The following is an 18,196-nucleotide window of genomic DNA, read 5'->3' on the forward strand; positions in this document are numbered from 1 at the left end:
GAGCCGAGCGATGACGCTCGGCCGAACCGATGTGAGGAGATTCGCATGACGAACATTGCATTCTTGGGCCTTGGCCACATGGGGCTCCCTATGGCAATCAACCTGCACAGGGCGGGACACACGATCGCGGGCTTTGACGTGGTTCCGGCCGCGATTGACGCGGCACGGGCCGCGGGCCTCACGATTGCCGATTCGGGTGTTGCCGCTTTGCCTGGAGCAGACGTGGTCATCACGATGTTTCCGAGCGGTAAGCACGTTATTGACGCATATTCCGGGCCGGATGGCCTCTTGGCTAACGCCGCACCCGACACGCTCTTCATCGATTGCTCGACCATTTCGGTTGCTGAGGCGCAAGAGGCGCACAACCTCGCAGCGGCAGCCGGGCATCGCAGCCTCGACGCACCGGTATCTGGTGGCGTCGTCGGAGCCGAGAACGGAACCTTGGCATTCATGATTGGCGGAGCGGACGACGTCGTGGCTTCCGCGCGCGAGTTGTTCGAGATCATGGGAGCACGCGTGGTGCACTGCGGTGGCGCCGGACTCGGCCAAGCCGCGAAGGTGTGTAACAACATGATTCTCGCGATCAGCCAGATCGCGGTGTCGGAGGCTTTTGTGCTGGGCGAGCGCTTGGGTCTTACACACAACGCCCTGTACGACGTTGCCGCCCATGCCTCAGGACAGTGCTGGGCGCTCACGACGAACTGCCCGGTTCCGGGCCCGGTTCCGACCAGCCCGGCAAACCGTGAGTACCAGCCGGGCTTTGCCGGCGCACTCATGGCCAAAGATCTGGGGCTTGCGATCGCGGCCATTGAAGCGACAGGTGTGGACGCCCAATTGGGACGGCACGCGCAACAGATGTACGCGGCGTTTGCCGCAGGAGAGGGCGCACACCAAGACTTCTCTGGCATTATCAACACCATCCGCGCGTCTTCTGGCGCGTGAGTTCTGCGAAGTAATCGTGCGAGGACGCGCGTAAGCGGTGCACGGCGACGTGCGCGACTGAGAGGGCACTATGACCGAGTTTGACACCATCCTCACCGAGACCCGTAGCCGCGTAGGCTGGATCACCCTGAACCGCCCGGAAGCGCTCAACGCGTTGAATGCGCAAACCATGCACGACGTCGTTATCGCCGCCGAGCAGTTCGATGCTGATCCGGAGATCGGCGCGATCGTCATCACCGGTGCCGGTCGCGCTTTTGCCGCTGGCGCTGACATCAAGGAGATGGAAGACCGCTCGGGGCTGGAAATGCGACTGGGCAACTACTTCGCAGGCTGGGGGCGTCTCGTTGCGGTACGCAAGCCCGTTATTGCGGCCGTAAACGGTTTCGCTTTGGGCGGCGGATGCGAATTGGCGATGATGTGCGACATCATTCTGGCGGCAGAAACCGCGAAGTTTGGGCAGCCGGAGATTAACCTCGGTGTGATTCCGGGCATGGGCGGATCCCAGCGTCTCGCCCGTGCGATTGGTGCGTACAAGGCCGCTGAGTTGGTGCTGACCGGGCGCATGATTGATGCAGCCGAGGCTGAGCGTGCCGGGCTTGTGTCGCGCGTGGTTGCCGCCGACGCGTTGTTGGATGAAGCGCAAAAGATGGCCGACGTTATTGCGTCGAAGTCGCTCCCGAGCGTCATCGCCGCGAAAGAACTGATTCGCACCTCTCTCGAGTCGCCCCTCGCGGAGGGCCTACGCCACGAGGCCGCGTTGTTTGCTTCGCTGTTTGACACGCGCGATCAGAAAGAGGGCATGGCCGCGTTCCGCGAAAAGCGTCAGCCGAACTTCGAGAACCGCTAGGTTCACCGTCGCGAACCGGCCGTCGCGCGACGTCGGAGGCGTTACCCGGCGTCGATGAACACGCCGCGCATTTGCCACATGAGTCACAAAGCTCCCGACGTGGCGTGAAGAGTTGGGGCGGGTGCACAGCTCGCCGCCCCGAGCGGAGCGAGGTGTGCTGGCGGAACCGTCAGTCCGGGTCGCGGGTGGCTTCGGGGTCGTTCACGAAATCGCCCGAGCCCTCGCGAAAGCGCGCCACAATCGCGACGAGCGCGGTGGTGTCGGCGTGGTTCATGCCGACCCGCTCGAAAACCTCGGAGTTGAGTGAGACGGTGGCCTCTTCGACCACGGCGCGGCCGACGTCCGTCAGGAGCAACATCGCGGCGCGACCGTCAGCTGGATGTTTGACGCGCTCGATGTAGCCGTCCTTCACCAGGCGATCCACCGTGTTGGTGACGCTCGTGGGGTGCACCTGCAGGCGATCGATGGCGCTCGCGAGGGGCAAGCGCCCTGCGCGAGTAAATGCCAGCATCCGCAACATCTCGTAGCGTGCGAACGTCAATTTGTGAGGTTTCAGCGCCGCATCGACGCTGGCTTGCATCAGTTGCTGGGCGCGCATGACACTCGTGACGGCGGTCATTCCGGCGGCCGCATCATCCCATCCGTGCACGTGCCATTGCCGCCGCGCTTCAGCGATCGGATCAACACGATGTGGGTTCTGCCCTGCCATAGGCCAACGCTACCGGGTCAGATCTGGCTTTCCGCGAATCGAAGGAGCGTGTTAGATTCGACCTAACATTTGCTTGGTTGTGCGCAATGTATACATAAATGTCCACTGGGTGGCCTATTGTTCCGATAGCCCACATCGAATGGCTACATTCAAGAGGCGTCTACTAGACTCGCGACGAACGAGGAGGAGCTATCGATGAAGATCATCGTCCTGGTCAAGGAAGTCCCTGACACCTATGGTGACCGTAAGCTAAATCTACAAACTGGTCTGGCAGACCGCGGTGCAAGCGAGGCGGTGCTCGACGAGATTGGCGAACGCGCCCTTGAGGTCGCTCTCTCCTACGCCGATGCGAACGCAGGCACCGATGTCGTCGTGCTGTCGATGTCGCACGATGGTGCTGCGGCAACGATCCGCAAGGGCCTCGCGATGGGTGCGGCAAGCGCCGTACAGATTGCTGATGAGAAGCTTCTCGGCGCCGACCTGCGTCTGACCGCGCAGGTGCTCGCCGCTGCCATTGAGAAGACCGGCTACGACCTTGTCATCGCCGGAAACACGTCGACTGACGGCTCTGGCGGTATGGTTCCGGCAATGATCGCTGAGATCCTCGGTGTCGTTTCTGCCACCGGCCTCAGCACCGTCTCGATCACGGACACCGGTGTCACCGGTACCCGCCCGATCGACGGCGGCTCGCAGACCGTCTCGGCAGCGCTGCCCGCAGTGATCTCGATCTCCGAGGCACTGCCTGACGCACGCTTCCCGAACTTCAAGGGCATCATGGCGGCGAAGAAGAAGCCGTTTGAGACGCTGTCGCTGGCAGATCTGAACGTCGACGCCGATGACCTTTCGCAGGCACACTCCATCATGCTGACGGTCGCCGAGCGCCCGCCGCGTGAAGCCGGCGTCAAGATTGTGGACGAGGGCGACGCAGGCGAGAAGCTTGCTGAGTTCCTGATCCAGAACCGACTGGTGTGAGGACGAGAGCAATGACGAACTACCCCGCAGACTCGATTCTTGTCGTTCTTGAGACGACGACCGCTGGTTCCCTCACGGGTGCCGCTCCCGGACTCCTGGGTGCCGCAGCAGGCGCCGGAACCCCGGTCGCGCTGATCGTGAACGGAACCGCAGACGCCGCTGCTGAAGCCGCCCGCCTGGGCGCCGCACACGTGCTGGTGACCGAAGGCTCCGACGCGCAGGCTCTCAACGTCGCCGCGGTTGACGCTGTCGCGGCCGCCGCCGACGCCGTTCAGCCCGACGCCGTTCTGCTTTCGCACTCGATCGATGGCCGCGACATCGCCGGACGCTTCGCCGTCCGTGCGAACGCTGCGATCGCCGTTGATGCCGTTGGCGTCTCGCGCGACGCCGAGGGCATCGTTGCCGAGCACTCCGTGTACGGTGGCGCGTTTACCTCCTCCTCGGCTGCCACGTTCGGTCCGCTCGTCGTAACCGTACGTCAGGGTGCGGTTGATGCCCGCGGCGAAGAGAAGCCGCTCGCATCCGAGACGCTCGCCGTTACTGCTTCAGGCAAGCCGGCCGCGACGATCGACTCTGTTGCTGAAGAGGTCGTTGAGTCGTCCCGCCCCGAGCTCCGCGGCGCTGCCAAGGTTGTCTCCGGCGGCCGTGGTCTCGGCTCGCAAGAGAAGTTCGTGCTCGTCGAGCAGCTCGCTGACGCCCTGGGCGCCGCCATCGGTGCGTCGCGCGCCGCTGTCGACGCTGGCTACATTCCGCAGTCGCACCAGGTCGGCCAGACCGGCGTTTCGGTGTCGCCGCAGCTGTACGTTGCCCTCGGTATCTCCGGCGCTATCCAGCACCGTGCAGGTATGCAGACGGCGAAGACGATCGTCGCGATCAACAAGGACGGCGAAGCTCCGATCTTCGACATCGCCGACTTCGGCATCGTCGGTGACCTCTTCACCGTGGTGCCGCAGTTGATCACCGCGCTCGAGGCCCGGAAGAAGTAACTATGGCGACCTATAGCCGTTCGATCAGGCGAGGCTTGCCCCGCGTGGCCGGCGGAGACCCCTGGCCCGCCGGGGGCGACGCTCCCGCTGGTGCCGAGGTTCCGGTTGCCGATAGTGCACCCGCCGCTGCTGAGGCTGCCGCCGTTGCTGAGGCTGCCGCGGTTGCTGAGGCTGTCGCGCCCGTCGTTGCGGTAGCGGAACCAGTGGCTCCGGCCGTGGTGGAGGCTCCTGCCGCCGCTCCTGCCGTTGCTGCGTCGATGGCCGCCGCTGGTGGTGCCGCCCTGCGTCGCGGACTCCCGCGTGTTGCCGGGGGAGGCCCCTGGCCGCCCGCTGGCACCGCCCCTGCTGGTGTTGCTCCGGCCGCGCCTGCCGCTGCGTCTCCTGCCGCTGAGGTTCCCGTCGCTGCTGCTGCTGCCGTCCCGGCCGCTGTTGCTGAGGCCCCTGTCGCCGCTCCCGCCGCTGCCACGCCGGCCGCTGCTCCCGCTGTCGTCCAGGGCGACGCTGTCGCCCTGCGCCGCGGACTGCCCCGTGTTGCCGGTGGCGAAGGCTGGCCGCCAGCCGGCTCGGTCGCACGACCCCTGGTCGCCGCACCCGTTGCCGAAACGCCCGCAGCAGCCGAAACCGAAGCCGCACCCGCAGCAGCCGAAACCGAAGCCGCACCCGCAGCAGCGGAGGTTCCGGCAACCGCCGTTGTCTCTGCGAAGGGTTACGACGTCGCGACGCCGTTGCCGTTCAAGCAGACGGTGTTCCCTGGCAAGTACGCGAACGTTCCCGTTGTTAAGCGTGAGTCCAAGCGCTACGGCAAGTTCACCGCAGCCCAGTGGTTCGGCATTGCCGTTCTCGCCGGCGGCGCCCTGCTGGGAGCGGCCGCGATGGCCGTCATCACGGTGCGCCTGCTGCTCAGCCTGCCGTTCATGCAGGACTTCCTGACGGCGTTCCCCGGTGAGTACGACCTGCCTGCGGGCTCGCAGCCGGGCTTCCCGGTGTGGGCGCAGTGGCAGCACTACTTCAACATGTTCCTGATGCTGCTGATCATCCGCACCGGATGGACGGTGCGCACCGATCGCCGCCCGAGCGCCTTCTGGACGCCGAAGCGGTCGGCCGACGGCAAGGGCAAGATCAGCCTCACGCTTTGGCTGCACCAGTCGCTCGACCTGCTGTGGGTCATCAACGGCATTGTGTTCGTTGTGCTGCTGTTCGTCAGTGGTCACTGGGTGCGCATTGTGCCGACGAGTTGGGAAGTCTTCCCGAACGCGCTGTCGGCGATTCTGCAGTACGTATCGCTGGATTGGCCGACCGAACACGGTTGGGTCAACTACAACAGCATTCAGCAACTGATGTACTTCGTCGTGGTCTTCATCGCAGCCCCTGTTGCGATCATCACGGGTGTGCGCATGAGCAACCTGTGGCCGAAGAACGCCGAGAAGCTGAACAAGCTCTACCCGGTTGAGGTGGCGCGTGCGCTGCACCTGCCGACGATGCTGTTCTTTGTGCTGTTCATCATCGTGCACGTGTTCCTCGTGTTCGCCACGGGAGCATTGCGCAACCTGAACCACATGTTCGGTGGCACCGATGAGGTCAGTTGGACCGGCTTCTGGCTGTTCTTCGCAGGTCTGTGCGTCATGGTGGGCGCGTGGTTCGCTGCCCGCCCGCTCGTGATCGCTCCGATCGCGAAGCTGTTCGGAAAGGTCAGCGCCCGCTAAACGTCTGACTGCGTTGCTCTGAGGCCTGCGTCGAATCCTTCGGCGTAGGCCTCAGCGCTTCCGGTGTGAAACATGTCGCGCTCGGGCGGGCGCACGATCGAGCGCGCGCCGGGAAGGTCAAGCGAACCGACGAGGTCACCGCGCCCGCGCACGATCGCGACCGGTCGGCGTGACGTCTTGCCCTTCACCAGGTCGGTGGCGCTCGCCAGTTCGTCTGCGACACACGGCTGGGTCACCACGAGGGGGCGGCCTTCGGCGTCGACGGAACCACGAAGATCTTCAAAAACGTGCACGCCGGCAGCGCCGATGGCTTGGTCGGTTTGACCTTCGCGCCACGCGCGCCCCATGGTGTCGGTGATGAGCACTCCGACCCGCACGCCGAGGCGCGCGCGCAACGCTGCTGCCAGCTGCCGCGCGGAGGCGTCCGGATCCTCCGGGAGCAGCAGGATGGTTCCGTGCGGCGTATTACTGGCGTCCACTCCCGCGGCCGCGGCAATAATGCCAAGGCGGCTCTGCACGATGCGGGTGGTGTGGCCTGATTCTGACGTGCGGGAAGCGACAACGCGCACGGTCTCGCGGGTGATCGCGTCTTCGCGGTCGTCGGCAAGTAACGAGCGCCCCTCCGCCTTTGACACGATCTTGCTCGTCACGACCACAATGTCGCCATCGAGCAGCGGCGTATCTAACGCGGCAATGACAACATCGGCGAGATCCGCGCCCTGCGTGATCTCGCCGATGTTATCGAGCGCCCAAATCTGGAGCATTAGCGAACCAGACGCACCTCGGTCAGGCTCTCACCCAGGAAGGGCTCGGTGTGCTTGGCGCCATCGGCGGTAAAGCCGTTGCGCTGGTAGAACCGGTGAGCGCGAGGGTTGTCCTCGGCTACCCACAGGTAGAGCGGTTGTCCGTCGGGGACGACCGCATTGAACAGTTGTTGTCCGATTCCCGTGCTGTGGTACTCGTGCAGGAGGTAGATGAAGTACAGCTCACGGTCGCGCGGGGCATCTTCGTCACGCGCGGGCCCTGAGCCGGCAAAACCGACAACTTCTCCATCAACGAGTGCGGCACACTGAATGTACTCGGGGCCCTGAGCGGCCCAAGACGTCCAGAGTTCCGCCAGACGCCGCGGTGAAACCTTCTCCAGCGCGGCGGTACTGATCAGGTGATCGTACGTCTCGTGCCACGTGGTCGCGTGTACACGCCCAATAGCCTCGGCGTCGCTCACACGGACGGGACGAACAACGACATTGGTCTGCAGTTCGGCTTCCATGGCCAGACTCTAAACCGAGCGGTGCCAGAACGTGAAATCGGTGACTGTTCTCACACAGCAATTCGCGTCATCTTGCGCAACCCAGATAGCATCAGCCCTCGTGAACGTGATGTGGCGAACGGTGTTGTTCTTCTTGCTGGCCAGGCGTCGAGTGCGCCGCGAAGGCCTCGTCGAACCGCGCGCCGTAACCAGAATTCGACTCACCACGCTGCCCACCGATATCGACATTCTGCGCCACATGAATAACGGCCGTTACCTGTCGCTGTTTGACCTCGGACGCTGGGATCTGCTCGTGCGCACGGGAATGGCTGACGTGATGAAAAAGCAGAACTGGTATGCCGTGGTTTCAGCCGAAACCGTCACGTTTCGCAAGTCCCTTGAGCTGTGGCAGCGCTTTACGGTGGAGTCGCGTCTGCTCGGCCATGACGACCGCGCGATCTACATGGAACACCGCGCGGTGGTGAAGGGTGAGATCTACGCCTCAGTGATTGTGCGCGCCCGCATGTTGAAGCGGGGCGGCGGAACCGTCCCTCACGATGAACTGTTTGCTGCGGTGGGGAAGCCGGAGATGATTCCGGATATCGCCGATTGGGTACACGAATGGGCGGTGGCATCGGCGTTGCCATCAACCCGTCAACCCGCACCGAGCGAGTGGAACGACTAACGCGAGTTTTCGGCGGATGACGCGGACTGGTCGATCTCGTTCTCGAGATCGTCACGAACCGCGGAAAGCTTGTGCAGCGCCCGGTAGAGGTGGCTTTCCACTGTGCGCACCGAGACGAAGAGCTTTTCGGCAATCTGCTTGTTGCGCATGCCCTGCGCCGCAAGCGTCGTAATCTGGCGTTCGCGCGGCGTGAGTGTCGCTTGCGCGGCCGCCACGTTGCGCATCTCGGATTGCAGGAGGCGTTGCCCTGCCTTGACCTGCTTGGCCCAGGCCGGGTCGTCGGCGGCGATCGCGTAGAGATCACGGTTGGATACCCGCGCGCACTCCCAGGCGTGGTTGGCGATGAAGGCGTGCAGCGCCCGATCAAGCGACGTCGGGTCACGGGCGATCACACCGACGACGTGGTCGCGCACGGCGCCGAGGAGGGAGTTCTTGGGTAGCGTCAGCGCAATGAGCTCAGCGACATCGACTTTCGGCTCGCTCTTGTGGACAGTGAGGTCAAGGTAGGCCTCGCCGATCGTGCGAAACGGTGTGTTTGCTGTCGGGTAGGTGTGCCAGCGGGCGGCCAGGCCGTCAGGGCCTCGATGCGCGAGCGTGCTGAGTAGGCGAGACGAACTCAGCGCATGTTCCATGAAGGTTCCGCTCACCAAATGCATCGGAAGCGGTGCCGGATCCCCGCCGAAACGACTGAGCACCCACGCACTCAGATCTGTGCGGGTGAGGCGAGCAAGAAAACGCATGGTTCCCGCGGTGTTGGCCTCATCGCGCTCGATGGTGAGTCTCGTAATGGCCATCCGAATCAGTGCAGGGTGATCATCGATGAGCGCGGCAGCATGCGTGCGGGCATCAATCACGTTCATGAGCGCGGCGGGTGTCGGAGCGCCAAGCGACGCCAGCGTCAACGAACAGAGCAAGAGCGCGTCATCCAGACTTCGCCTCGCCAGGTTGTAGGTCAGCCCGGGCTCGGATTCAGACAGCGTAATGCTCAGAATGTTCTTCACGAACCGCTCAACGCGCGCACCGTCTGCGGTGAGGCTGGCCGTCGCCCCAAGAATAATCAGAGCGCGCAATCGGGTGGCGTCGTGCGCCCCCTGAGGAAGGAGCACCTCGGTTGCCAGCTCATGGGCAAGGTCGAGATTCTGATCCTGCAGTGCCTGTGCGGCTCGGAACACGGTGCGCAGTGCCGAAAGGATGCCAGCGGTCGCGGCAGAACCAACCGGGGCATCCGTGAGGTCGACCGCCCACCTCGTAGCCTCCGTGTCTCGAGTGAGGGGAAGTGACAAGCACTGCACCCATGGCATCGTTACGTCATACGCTTCCGGGGGAAAAGCGCCGCCGCGAATATCGGAGGACAGCGCCTCCAGATCCTCTTCATTGCCACGGGCAATGCCGCGCAACACGGAGACGTCACCCCAGCCAGGCTGTGTCATCAGCTGACGGGCGGCAAATGCCGCACGATCGGTCGCGCCTGAGCGCCGCAAGAGCCACATCGTGACAAACAGGAGCCGGGAGCGGTTGGTCCATGGCACATCAGCGAACAACGGGGGATGTTCGCGCAGCATTGTCGCCACCAGCAGGATCTCGGCTTCGGTACACGTTGTGCCAAGCGCGAGGGATGACATGACGTCGTCGGCCACCAGCACGGCGGCATCATCGAGGGTCGCTGGCGCCGTGAGACGGAGCGCAAGCACAACGGCCTGGTTGATAACGATGGTGTCATCGACGCGGTCAGCGATCGACGTTTCGGTCAGCAGATCAAGAGCGTGCGGGTCAACAAAGCGACGCAACCGTCGCCGGCTGATACCTGGCAGGCCAGCGACCAGCCGCGCGATCGGCAGGAGCGATGGCGGAATCTCGGTGATGGCCTCGTTGGCCACGATGCGGGTGCGTCGCCCGAACACGGCTACTGACGATTCATCAGATTCGGCATAGTCATGCACCAATGCGCGAAGCAGGGGGGCACTGCCTCCACACACCGAGATCATCCAGTTCACTTCGACGGGAGCGAGCTCGAGAGTGTGTTCTGCCGCGATTTCGGCCACGATCGCTCGTGACTGCTCATCCGTCAACGGGGCAAGCACGACTTCCAGCGCTTGTGCTGCCCGCAACCGATGAGCCAACGTGAGTGCCGTGCCGACCTGATCCGTTGACGGGGCAGCGATGAGCACCGTCACAACGCGGTGCGTGATGAGAGCGGTGCACCACCGCTCGATATCCGGGGTCATCATGGCAAGGTCGATCACGATGACGGAACCGGTGGGCACCGTCGCCGGGACAGGTTCAGAAGCCGCGGTGTCGATGACCGATATTTGTGCGGTGCGAAGCTCGGCGACGATCGTTGCAACAACGGTGCGACGATCAAGCAGAATGTCTCCAGAAACGATGACGTGTCGCCCCGAACGGACCGCCGAGAAGGCGCGTTGGATTGCTGAAGGTTCGTCGTTTGCGACTCCCAATGGAGTCCCAAAGTCATCGCGTAACGTCATGTTTCTTCCAGCCCCCGCAGAGAAGAAGGTCGAACGACGGGTGTCGTCCTGACGTAAGTGTATGCATCGATGACCGGCACTGGCGCTATTTGACCTCATCAGCGCACGCAGGTTGGCGGTTTCGCGGGGTGGTGACGCCGGTGGCGAGATGGGCATCCTAGGCTCGAGCTATGGCGGAAGATGCCTCTACCCACATGACGACAGCCTCACACCGAGCAACGCAGCGTGCAGCCACCTGGATCAACGCGGCGGTGCCAAGTGATGACGACGCGCGTGAGAATCGTTTGCGCGCGTTCCTCACTCAGACCGAGGGCCGTGAGTTCACGTTTGGCGCGGTCGACGCGGTGCTTCGTCCCGACAGTCTCAGTGCTGCTGCAGCGCACTTTCATCGTCTCGCGCCATCGGTGCCAGACGAGGTGCCGTGGCGCTTACGATCGGCAATCCGCGCCACAGGTGCGATGGCTCCCGTGCTCCCTCGCCCCGTGGTTCCGGCCGTCCGCCGGGCCATGTGGTCGCTGATCTCTGACATCACGTGCGATGCGCGACCCAAGAAAGTGACGGCGTCGATTCAGGCGGCGTCAGCCAGAGGAGCGCGCCTCGAACTGGCGGTGCCTGCATCTCGCGCCCGCAGCGATGCCGCCGCCGCCGCATATCGACAGCGCGTCATAGAGTTGATGGCACGCGATGACGTCACCGCCATGACGTACCGCCTCGCACATGCCGCCCACCTGTCTGACCTCTGGGACTTTACTGACGTGGTGGATTCGGCGGTCGCCGCGGTGAACGAACTGTACGTTGCCGCCGCCGAGCACGATACGCGCCTCCTACTCGACGTGCGAGAGCTCCGCGAACTGGATCTCGCCATTGCCGTCTTTACCGAGGTGCTCGAGGGTGCCGGAACCACGCTGCAAGCGGGCATGAGCGTGCCTGCTGCGCTGGCTGATAGCCACGACGCTGTGCAGCAGCTTGCCGCGTGGGCGCGGGAGCGCGCGCACGACGGTGCCGCGCCCATCATGATCCGCCTCACCGATGCCGCAGGCTCAAGCGCGGAGCGCGATGAGAACATTCTCAACGGGTGGCCGCAGCCAGCACTGGCCGGCCGCATGGATATTCTTGCGGCGCAGGTGCGCGAGCTTGACGCCCTCTTTGTCGACGACAATGCTGGCGCTGTCGACGTCAGCATCGCGACGCATGACCCGTTTGTCCTTGCCTATGCGGCCGAGCGGGGCACGCCAGAGCGCGCGGTTGAACTGGTTTTGCAGGCGGGTTTCGCGCCGGAGTGGGAGCGTGTGCTTCGTGACGAAGAGCTCGTCACGGTGGCGACGCTGGCTATTGATCCGCGTGACCTCGATGTTGATGCCGTTGCGGAGCGGCTTGCTGCCGCGGCGACGGTCATCGATGAGCTTGCTCGGATCACGGAAGAGGAGATTGACGCACACGGCGCGGAACTCGTGCGTCGTGCGGAGACAAATCCACCGTTGGCGCGCCGAACGCTTGATCGTTCGGCAGAGCTCGGAGACATTGCCCCTGGCGCCCTGTTGCGCCCGATTGCGACCGATTCTGTCGACCTGACACAGGCCGTGATGGGAATCGCGAGTAGCGCGCAGTCGAGCCAGACCCGTGCCCTCGACACCGCCGTTGATGGGCTGTTCTTCGGTGGTACCCCCTTCATCGAAACCGCCGTCTTTTCGGAGCGGGAGACCGATGAGCTCGCATACGGTGCTGCCGGGTTCCGTAACGCACAGACCACGGATCCGTCGCTCGCTGCTAACAGGGAGTGGGCGCGCGCCACGCAACAGCGTGACGCTATCGCTGACGCCGACGCTGACGCCGACGCTGACTCTGGTTCTTGGCAGAGTGCGGCGGATGCCGTCGTGCACATTCGCCACGGACACGGTGAGTGGGAGGGGCTGGCAGCCGCCGACCGCGCGCTCGTATTGGAGCGCGCCGCGCATCACCTGGAAGCACGTCGTAGCGACCTGATTGTCGCGGCTCGTGTCACCGGCATCGCCTTTTCCGATGCTGACCGCGACGTGACATGTGCCGTTGACTTCGCCCGTTATTACGCCGCGACCGTGCGGGAACTTGATGCGGTATCTGGCGCCATTTTCGTGCCTGCAGGAATCACCGTTGCTGCCGGCGGTGCTGCCGACCTCATTGCCTCAGCGGCGGAGGCAACGCTTGCTGCCCTGGCCGCAGGCGGCGCGGTCATTGTGATGGCGCAACCGCATGAGCGGGGCGTCATCGCGCAGCTTGCAGAGGCGCTGTGGCAGGCGGGCGTGCCGCGCGATGCGTTGTGTGTTGCCGCCGGAACCGCGGAGCAGGCGGCGCAGGACGCGACCATCGACAGCATTGTGATGACGGGTTCGGCCACCGAGGTTCATGCCGTCGCGCTGCAACAACCGCCGTTCGGCGTTAACGCGCGCGTGCTCGGCTGTAACACCATGATCATTGCGCCGTCTGCCGACATTGATGAGGCAGCAGCGGCCCTCGTGAAGAGCGCGTTTTCGCGCGAAGGTGCCGCTTTCGAATCGGTCAATCTCGCGATCTTGGCTGGCGGTATCGCACGCTCGGAGCGGCTCGCATCCGCGCTCGTGGAGCTGACCACATCGTGGGCCCAGCAGGCAGAGCGCGCGGCCGACGCCCGTGTTGATCGTGACGAGAAACGTCACATCGCCCTGGACGAGGCGGCGTTGTGGGCCCTGACCACGCTTGAGCCCGGGCAGCGGTGGCTCGTCGAGCCGCGAGAGCTGGCAGACGGAACCTTTACCCCCGGAATCCGGGTGGGGGTTGAATCCGGATCACGATTCGCGAGTGAGCGGTTTGCGGCACCGGTTCTTGGCATCATGAGCGCGGGCGGTATTGGTGCGGCGACCACCCTGGCCAACTCGCTGTCGACGGGTGCCGTCGCCGCTCTCTTCACGACAGACGCGTCTGATGCCGAGCGATGGCTCCGTCACGCTGAGGCGGGATCGCTCCACATCGGCCGCGCCACGATCGATCCCGTCGTGCAACGTCAGCCGTCGGGCGGCTGGCATGGTGCGGCGGTCGGTCAGGCGGCGAAAGCGGGCGGCCCCAACCGCCTCGCGACTCTCGGTGCCTGGCGTCCCACGGCAGGCCGCGCGGCAAGCGGCACACTGCACCTGCGCGGACTTGATTCTCGGGTCACGATGCTGATCGAAGCGGCGCAGTCCGACCTCGAGTTCGACGACTTTGAGTGGGTTCGTCGCGCCGCGCTCTCGGATGCGCTGGCATGGGATCGCGAGTTCGGGCACATTCGCGACGTGACACGTCTCGGCATTGAACGCAACCTGTTCCGCTATCGTCCCAGCACGATTGCGCTGCGTGCGGGGGCAGGAATTCCGGTACGCGAGGTTTTGCGGCTGGTGATTGCCGCCGTACGCGCACAGGCCGAGTTCACGCTCAGTACCGCGGAAGGGCTGCCGACGGGGCTGCGCCGCGCACTGGGTGAGGCGGGCATGACTCTCTTCGTCGAAACAGACGCCGAGTTCGTGCAGAGATTGCTGGTGAGCGGCGTTGCGCGCGTTCGTCTCATCGGCGCGGATGCCGCAGATACCGCCGCACTCGTGCGCGCCGAATCCGTGGTTCCGGTCGCCATATTCGCGCACCAGGCGACAACCGTTGCCCGCGTTGAATTGCTGGCATATTTGCGTGAGCAAACCGTCAGCATCGGAGGCCGTGTCGTCGCGGCATGCGCAGACATCATCTAGCGATGTAAAAAATTCTTGACACGCGCGCGGCGCAGACGTACCTTTTCCATGTCAAGTTTTCTTTACATGGAGGTGTGCTGTGGGCTACCAAGAACGCAACATCTGGGTGCAGACGATCGTCACGGTCATCGCGCTCGCGGTCTACATCCCGTGGACAATCGCGCAACCGAGTACCGACGGCGGCGAGTGGCTGTGGCGCATGTTGTGGGTCATCGGGGGCGGCGTCGCCCTCAGCGTCACCGGCGGCATCGCGTGGCAAATGGCGGTGGGTATCACTCGCGCTGAATCGACCCCGGACGAGCGGGACATTCGGATTAGCCACGCGTCAGAACGCGTGGGCACGTCCTTTCTGGTGATCGCTGGCCTGGTCGCGATCGTGCTGTGCGCGATGGCGGTCTCACCCTTCTGGATTGCTCACACGATCGCTGCCGGCTTCGCGCTGTCGTCGCTGATCGGCGGGCTCGCGGCGCTTGGCATGTATCACGCCGGGATGCCGAGCTGGGCGGAGATGCGCTGATGGTCAAGCCCACCCAGGTCACGAATAACATCAAGGCTCTTCGTGGAGAGCTCACCCAGGCCGAACTCGCCCGTCAGTTGGGGGTTACGCGGCAAACCATCATCGCGATCGAACAGGGCAAGTATTCGCCCACGCTGGAGCTGGCCTTCCGCCTTGCCCGCGTGCTCGGCGCCCCACTCGACGAGGTGTTTCAATACCCCGAGGAGTAAGACATGCGTGCATGGATTCAAGACACATACGGTGACGCGAGCGTGCTGCGGTTGGCGGAGGTTCCGGAACCAGTAGTGCGCGATGACGAGGTGCTGGTCGCCCCGGTCGCGGTGGGCGTCAACAACGGCGACGCCCGCATCATGCGCGGCGAGCCGCTGCTCGTGCGACTGTTCTTTGGACTGCGTCGCCCCAAACAGCAATCGCGTGGCATCGACATCGCCGGCACGGTTGTCTCCCCGAGCAACGGTTTTTCCAGGGGAGACCGGGTCGTCGGTGAGGGCGCAGGCGGCGGATTCGGTGAGCTCGTCGCCATACCTGCGAACCGGCTGGCCCGTGTGCCTGCTGAGGTTGATCTGATCACCGCAGCGGTGGTTCCGGTCGCCGCAGGTACCGCGTGGGCCGCGCTGGAAGCTGCCGGAATCACGCCGGATACTGAGCATGGACGCCGGGTGCTGGTGCTCGGCGCTTCTGGCGGGGTCGCCAGTTACACGATTGGGCTGGCCCTCGGTCGCGGGGCCATCGTCACCGCTATCTGTCGTCCGTCTGCCGTGGAGACAGTGCGGTCATGGGGTGCACAGGACGTCCGCGCACGCGGCAACAATGACCCGCTCGGCGCCGATGAACGGTGGGACGCCATCATCGACATCGCCGGCGATCGCCGGCTGACGGACCTCCGCACGCGGCTCACGCCTGGCGGACGCGCAGCGCTCGTCACCGGCAACGGGTCACGCCTGCTCGGACCGGTCGGCCGCATCATTCGCAGCCTGTTCGTTTCTCGCAAAGCCGCTCGCCTGGTTCCGGTCTCGCAAAAGGCCAACCGCGATGTGCTTGCAGCGTTGTTGGCGCTTGTGGCGACGGGGGATTTGGTTCCGCGGATCACCAGCATCGTTGACTTTGCTGAGGTGCCCGCGGCGCTCGCGGCGGTTGCTAGCGGTGAGGTGATCGGCAAAAGTGTCGTTCGCGTACGGCCGGATGCTGTGCAAAAAAGTGACAAATAGCCTTCCATAACCGTGCACATTGGTGAAAGAATGAGGCACGGCGTGCTCGGATAGTTGGTGTCTTAACGCCCCGCCGAGCCTCAGGACAGCGTCCGCCACCTTTCGACAAAGGGAGCAGAGCGTCCATGACTACGCGTACCCAGCAGATCCGTCACTACCTGATGTGCAAGCCCAGCCACTTCACGGTGAGCTACACCATCAACCCCTGGATGGAACCGGCAAACCCCACCGATACGGCCAAGGCTGTTGAGCAGTGGCAGAAGCTTTACGACCTGTACCGTGAGCTCGGTCACACGGTTGAGCTCATCGAACCGGGCGCAGACCTGCCAGACATGGTCTACACGGCCAACGGCGGCTTCCTCATCGATGGCACCGCGTACGCGCCGAAGTTCCGCTTCACGGAGCGTTCCGGTGAAGAAGCTTTGTTTACCGAGTGGTTCCGGAACCAGGGGTACCACGTCGTCGTACCGCAAGAGACGAACGAGGGGGAGGGCGACTTCCTGCTCGCCGGCGATGTCATTCTTGCCGGCACCGGGTTCCGCTCTACGGGTGAGAGCCACCGCGAGGTTGCTGAGGTCTTTGCGAAGCCGGTTGTGTCGCTGACCCTCGTTGACCCGCGTTTTTACCACCTCGATACCGCGCTCGCGATTCTCGATCCCGTCGTTGAGCCCGGCGCCGAGGTTGGCGTCGCGTACTTGCCGAGCGCTTTCGACAAGGAGAGCCAAGAGAAGCTTGCCGCGATGTTCCCGAACGCGATCCACGTCTCGGACGAAGACGGTGCGGTATTCGGTTTGAACAGCGCCTCCGACGGCAAAAACGTCATCATTTCGCCGCGCGCTACCGGCTTTAAGAAGCAGCTCGAAGAGCGCGGTTACACCCCCATCCTGATCGACCTGTCCGAGCTTTTGCTCGGCGGCGGCGGCATCAAGTGCTGCACGCTGGAGCTGCGAGGAGCAAACTCATGAGCGACAACATGGTGACGACGACCGACGCCAACCTGGCGCACAACTACCACCCGCTGCCCGTCACGATCGCCTCGGGCGAAGGCTCGTGGGTGACTGACATTGAGGGCAAGCGGTATCTTGACCTGCTGTCGGCCTACTCGGCGCTGAACTTCGGGCACGGTCATCCCGCAATTTTGGAGGCAGCGCACACTCAGCTCGACCGCCTCACGCTCACCAGCCGCGCGTTCAACAATGATGTCCTTGGCCCGTTCGCGACGGCCCTCGCGGCGCTGTGCGGCAAAGACATGGTGTTGCCGATGAACACCGGCGCCGAGGCAGTCGAGAGCGGTATCAAGGTTGCCCGCGCCTGGGGATACCGGGTGAAGGGCGTAGCTGCCGATGCCGCCCAAATCATTGTGGCGAACGGCAACTTCCACGGCCGCACCACCACAATCGTGAGCTTCAGCGATGACGAGTCAGCGCGCGCCGGCTTCGGCCCGTTCACTCCCGGCTTCGTGACGGTGCCGTACGGCGACGCGGCGGCGATTGAGGCCGCCATCACACCGAACACCGTGGCCGTGCTGATCGAGCCGATTCAGGGTGAGGCTGGCGTCATCATTCCGCCCGCCGGATACCTGCAGGCGGTGCGCGATGTGACCGCGAAGAACAACGTGCTGTTCATCGCCGACGAAATCCAGTCAGGTCTGGCGCGCGTCGGAACCACGTTTGCATGCGATCGCGAAAACGTGGTTCCGGATGTCTACCTGTTGGGCAAGGCGCTCGGCGGCGGCGTCATGCCGGTGTCGGCGGTCGTTGCAAACAGCGATATTCTCGGCGTGATTCAGCCGGGCGAACACGGTTCCACGTTTGGTGGAAACCCGCTCGCTGCCGCCGTCGGCCACCGCGTTGTTGACATGCTGGCGACGGGCGAGTTTCAGGAGCGTGCGGCTCAGCTGGGTGCGCATTTGGAGCAGATTCTGCAGCCGCTCATCGGCCACGGCGTCACTGAGGTTCGTATCGCGGGGCTGTGGGCTGGTATCGATATCGATCCGGCGCTCGGAACCGGCCGACAGGTCGCCGAGAAGCTGATGGCTCGCGGTGTGCTGGTGAAAGACACTCACGGGCAGACAATTCGCATGGCACCGCCGATTGTGGTGCGTGCAACCGAGCTGGATTGGGCTGTCGAACAGCTCCGTCTCGTGTTGGCGGTGTAGAAA

At 64.1% G+C, this 18,196-nt stretch carries 16 protein-coding genes; 12 read left to right on the forward strand and 4 right to left on the reverse strand.

Annotation, left to right across the window (positions count from 1 at the left end):
• Nucleotides 1-45 precede the first annotated feature (45 nt).
• On the forward strand, nt 46-942 hold the full coding sequence (gene mmsB, locus KTJ77_RS00905) for a 3-hydroxyisobutyrate dehydrogenase (RefSeq protein WP_217336651.1): 897 nt from the start codon (nt 46-48) through the stop codon (nt 940-942).
• 70 nt (nt 943-1,012) lie between these two features.
• Nucleotides 1,013-1,789 carry an enoyl-CoA hydratase-related protein gene (locus tag KTJ77_RS00910; RefSeq protein WP_217336652.1) on the forward strand — a complete coding sequence of 259 codons (777 nt, stop codon included), beginning with the start codon at nt 1,013-1,015 and terminating at the stop codon, nt 1,787-1,789.
• Nucleotides 1,790-1,958: 169 nt separating this feature from the next.
• On the opposite strand, the gene KTJ77_RS00915 is transcribed toward KTJ77_RS00910, so the two are convergent.
• On the reverse strand, nt 1,959-2,498 hold the full coding sequence (locus KTJ77_RS00915; RefSeq protein WP_217336653.1) for a MarR family winged helix-turn-helix transcriptional regulator: 540 nt from the start codon (nt 2,496-2,498) through the stop codon (nt 1,959-1,961).
• Nucleotides 2,499-2,693: 195 nt separating this feature from the next.
• On the opposite strand from KTJ77_RS00915, the gene KTJ77_RS00920 reads away from it, so the two are divergent.
• Genes KTJ77_RS00920 through KTJ77_RS00930 form a run of 3 tightly spaced genes read left to right on the forward strand, consistent with a single transcriptional unit; the run spans nt 2,694 to nt 6,159 of the window.
• Nucleotides 2,694-3,470, forward strand: coding sequence for an electron transfer flavoprotein subunit beta/FixA family protein (locus KTJ77_RS00920; protein ID WP_217336654.1), 777 nt, complete (start codon nt 2,694-2,696; stop codon nt 3,468-3,470).
• Nucleotides 3,471-3,481: 11 nt separating this feature from the next.
• Complete coding sequence (locus KTJ77_RS00925) at nt 3,482-4,456, forward strand: electron transfer flavoprotein subunit alpha/FixB family protein (protein WP_217336655.1); 975 nt, start codon at nt 3,482-3,484, stop codon at nt 4,454-4,456.
• Nucleotides 4,457-4,458: 2 nt separating this feature from the next.
• Nucleotides 4,459-6,159 carry a cytochrome b/b6 domain-containing protein gene (locus KTJ77_RS00930; protein ID WP_217336656.1) on the forward strand — a complete coding sequence of 567 codons (1,701 nt, stop codon included), beginning with the start codon at nt 4,459-4,461 and terminating at the stop codon, nt 6,157-6,159.
• On the opposite strand, the gene cofE is transcribed toward KTJ77_RS00930, so the two are convergent.
• Both cofE and KTJ77_RS00940 read right to left on the reverse strand, forming a co-directional pair.
• Nucleotides 6,156-6,923, reverse strand: a complete 768-nt coding sequence (gene cofE / locus KTJ77_RS00935) for a coenzyme F420-0:L-glutamate ligase (protein WP_217336657.1) — start codon at nt 6,921-6,923, stop codon at nt 6,156-6,158. The genes KTJ77_RS00930 and cofE overlap by 4 nt on opposite strands.
• Nucleotides 6,923-7,429, reverse strand: a complete 507-nt coding sequence (locus KTJ77_RS00940) for a GNAT family N-acetyltransferase (RefSeq protein WP_217336658.1) — start codon at nt 7,427-7,429, stop codon at nt 6,923-6,925. The genes cofE and KTJ77_RS00940 overlap by 1 nt, the downstream gene beginning before the upstream one ends.
• Before the next feature lie 100 nt (nt 7,430-7,529).
• Here KTJ77_RS00940 and KTJ77_RS00945 point away from each other — a divergent pair, with 100 nt between their 5' ends.
• Nucleotides 7,530-8,093 carry an acyl-CoA thioesterase gene (locus KTJ77_RS00945; RefSeq protein WP_217336659.1) on the forward strand — a complete coding sequence of 188 codons (564 nt, stop codon included), beginning with the start codon at nt 7,530-7,532 and terminating at the stop codon, nt 8,091-8,093.
• Here KTJ77_RS00945 and KTJ77_RS13525 read toward each other — a convergent pair.
• Nucleotides 8,090-10,579: a helix-turn-helix transcriptional regulator gene (locus tag KTJ77_RS13525; protein WP_302180707.1), complete on the reverse strand. Its 2,490-nt coding sequence runs from the start codon at nt 10,577-10,579 to the stop codon at nt 8,090-8,092. The two genes, KTJ77_RS00945 and KTJ77_RS13525, sit on opposite strands and share 4 nt — an antisense overlap.
• Before the next feature lie 170 nt (nt 10,580-10,749).
• Between KTJ77_RS13525 and KTJ77_RS00955 the strand changes: the two genes are divergently transcribed.
• From KTJ77_RS00955 to rocD, 6 genes are all read left to right on the forward strand, one after another.
• Entirely contained in the window at nt 10,750-14,310 is a 3,561-nt protein-coding gene (locus tag KTJ77_RS00955) for a proline dehydrogenase family protein (protein WP_217336660.1), read from the forward strand.
• 79 nt (nt 14,311-14,389) lie between these two features.
• On the forward strand, nt 14,390-14,827 hold the full coding sequence (locus tag KTJ77_RS00960; RefSeq protein WP_217338447.1) for a hypothetical protein: 438 nt from the start codon (nt 14,390-14,392) through the stop codon (nt 14,825-14,827).
• Nucleotides 14,827-15,036: a helix-turn-helix transcriptional regulator gene (locus KTJ77_RS00965; protein ID WP_254367325.1), complete on the forward strand. Its 210-nt coding sequence runs from the start codon at nt 14,827-14,829 to the stop codon at nt 15,034-15,036. The genes KTJ77_RS00960 and KTJ77_RS00965 overlap by 1 nt, the downstream gene beginning before the upstream one ends.
• Before the next feature lie 3 nt (nt 15,037-15,039).
• Nucleotides 15,040-16,035 (forward strand): NAD(P)-dependent alcohol dehydrogenase, encoded by a 996-nt coding sequence (locus KTJ77_RS00970; RefSeq protein WP_217336661.1) that lies wholly within the window; start codon nt 15,040-15,042, stop codon nt 16,033-16,035.
• Between the two features lie 125 nt (nt 16,036-16,160).
• Nucleotides 16,161-17,000, forward strand: coding sequence for a dimethylargininase (gene ddaH / locus KTJ77_RS00975; protein WP_217336662.1), 840 nt, complete (start codon nt 16,161-16,163; stop codon nt 16,998-17,000).
• Nucleotides 16,997-18,193, forward strand: coding sequence for an ornithine--oxo-acid transaminase (rocD, locus tag KTJ77_RS00980; protein WP_217336663.1), 1,197 nt, complete (start codon nt 16,997-16,999; stop codon nt 18,191-18,193). The genes ddaH and rocD overlap by 4 nt, the downstream gene beginning before the upstream one ends.
• The last annotated feature ends 3 nt before the right edge of the window (nt 18,194-18,196 follow it).

It is taken from the genome of Microbacterium sp. NC79 (genome assembly GCF_019061125.1).
Taxonomy (GTDB): domain Bacteria; phylum Actinomycetota; class Actinomycetes; order Actinomycetales; family Microbacteriaceae; genus Microbacterium.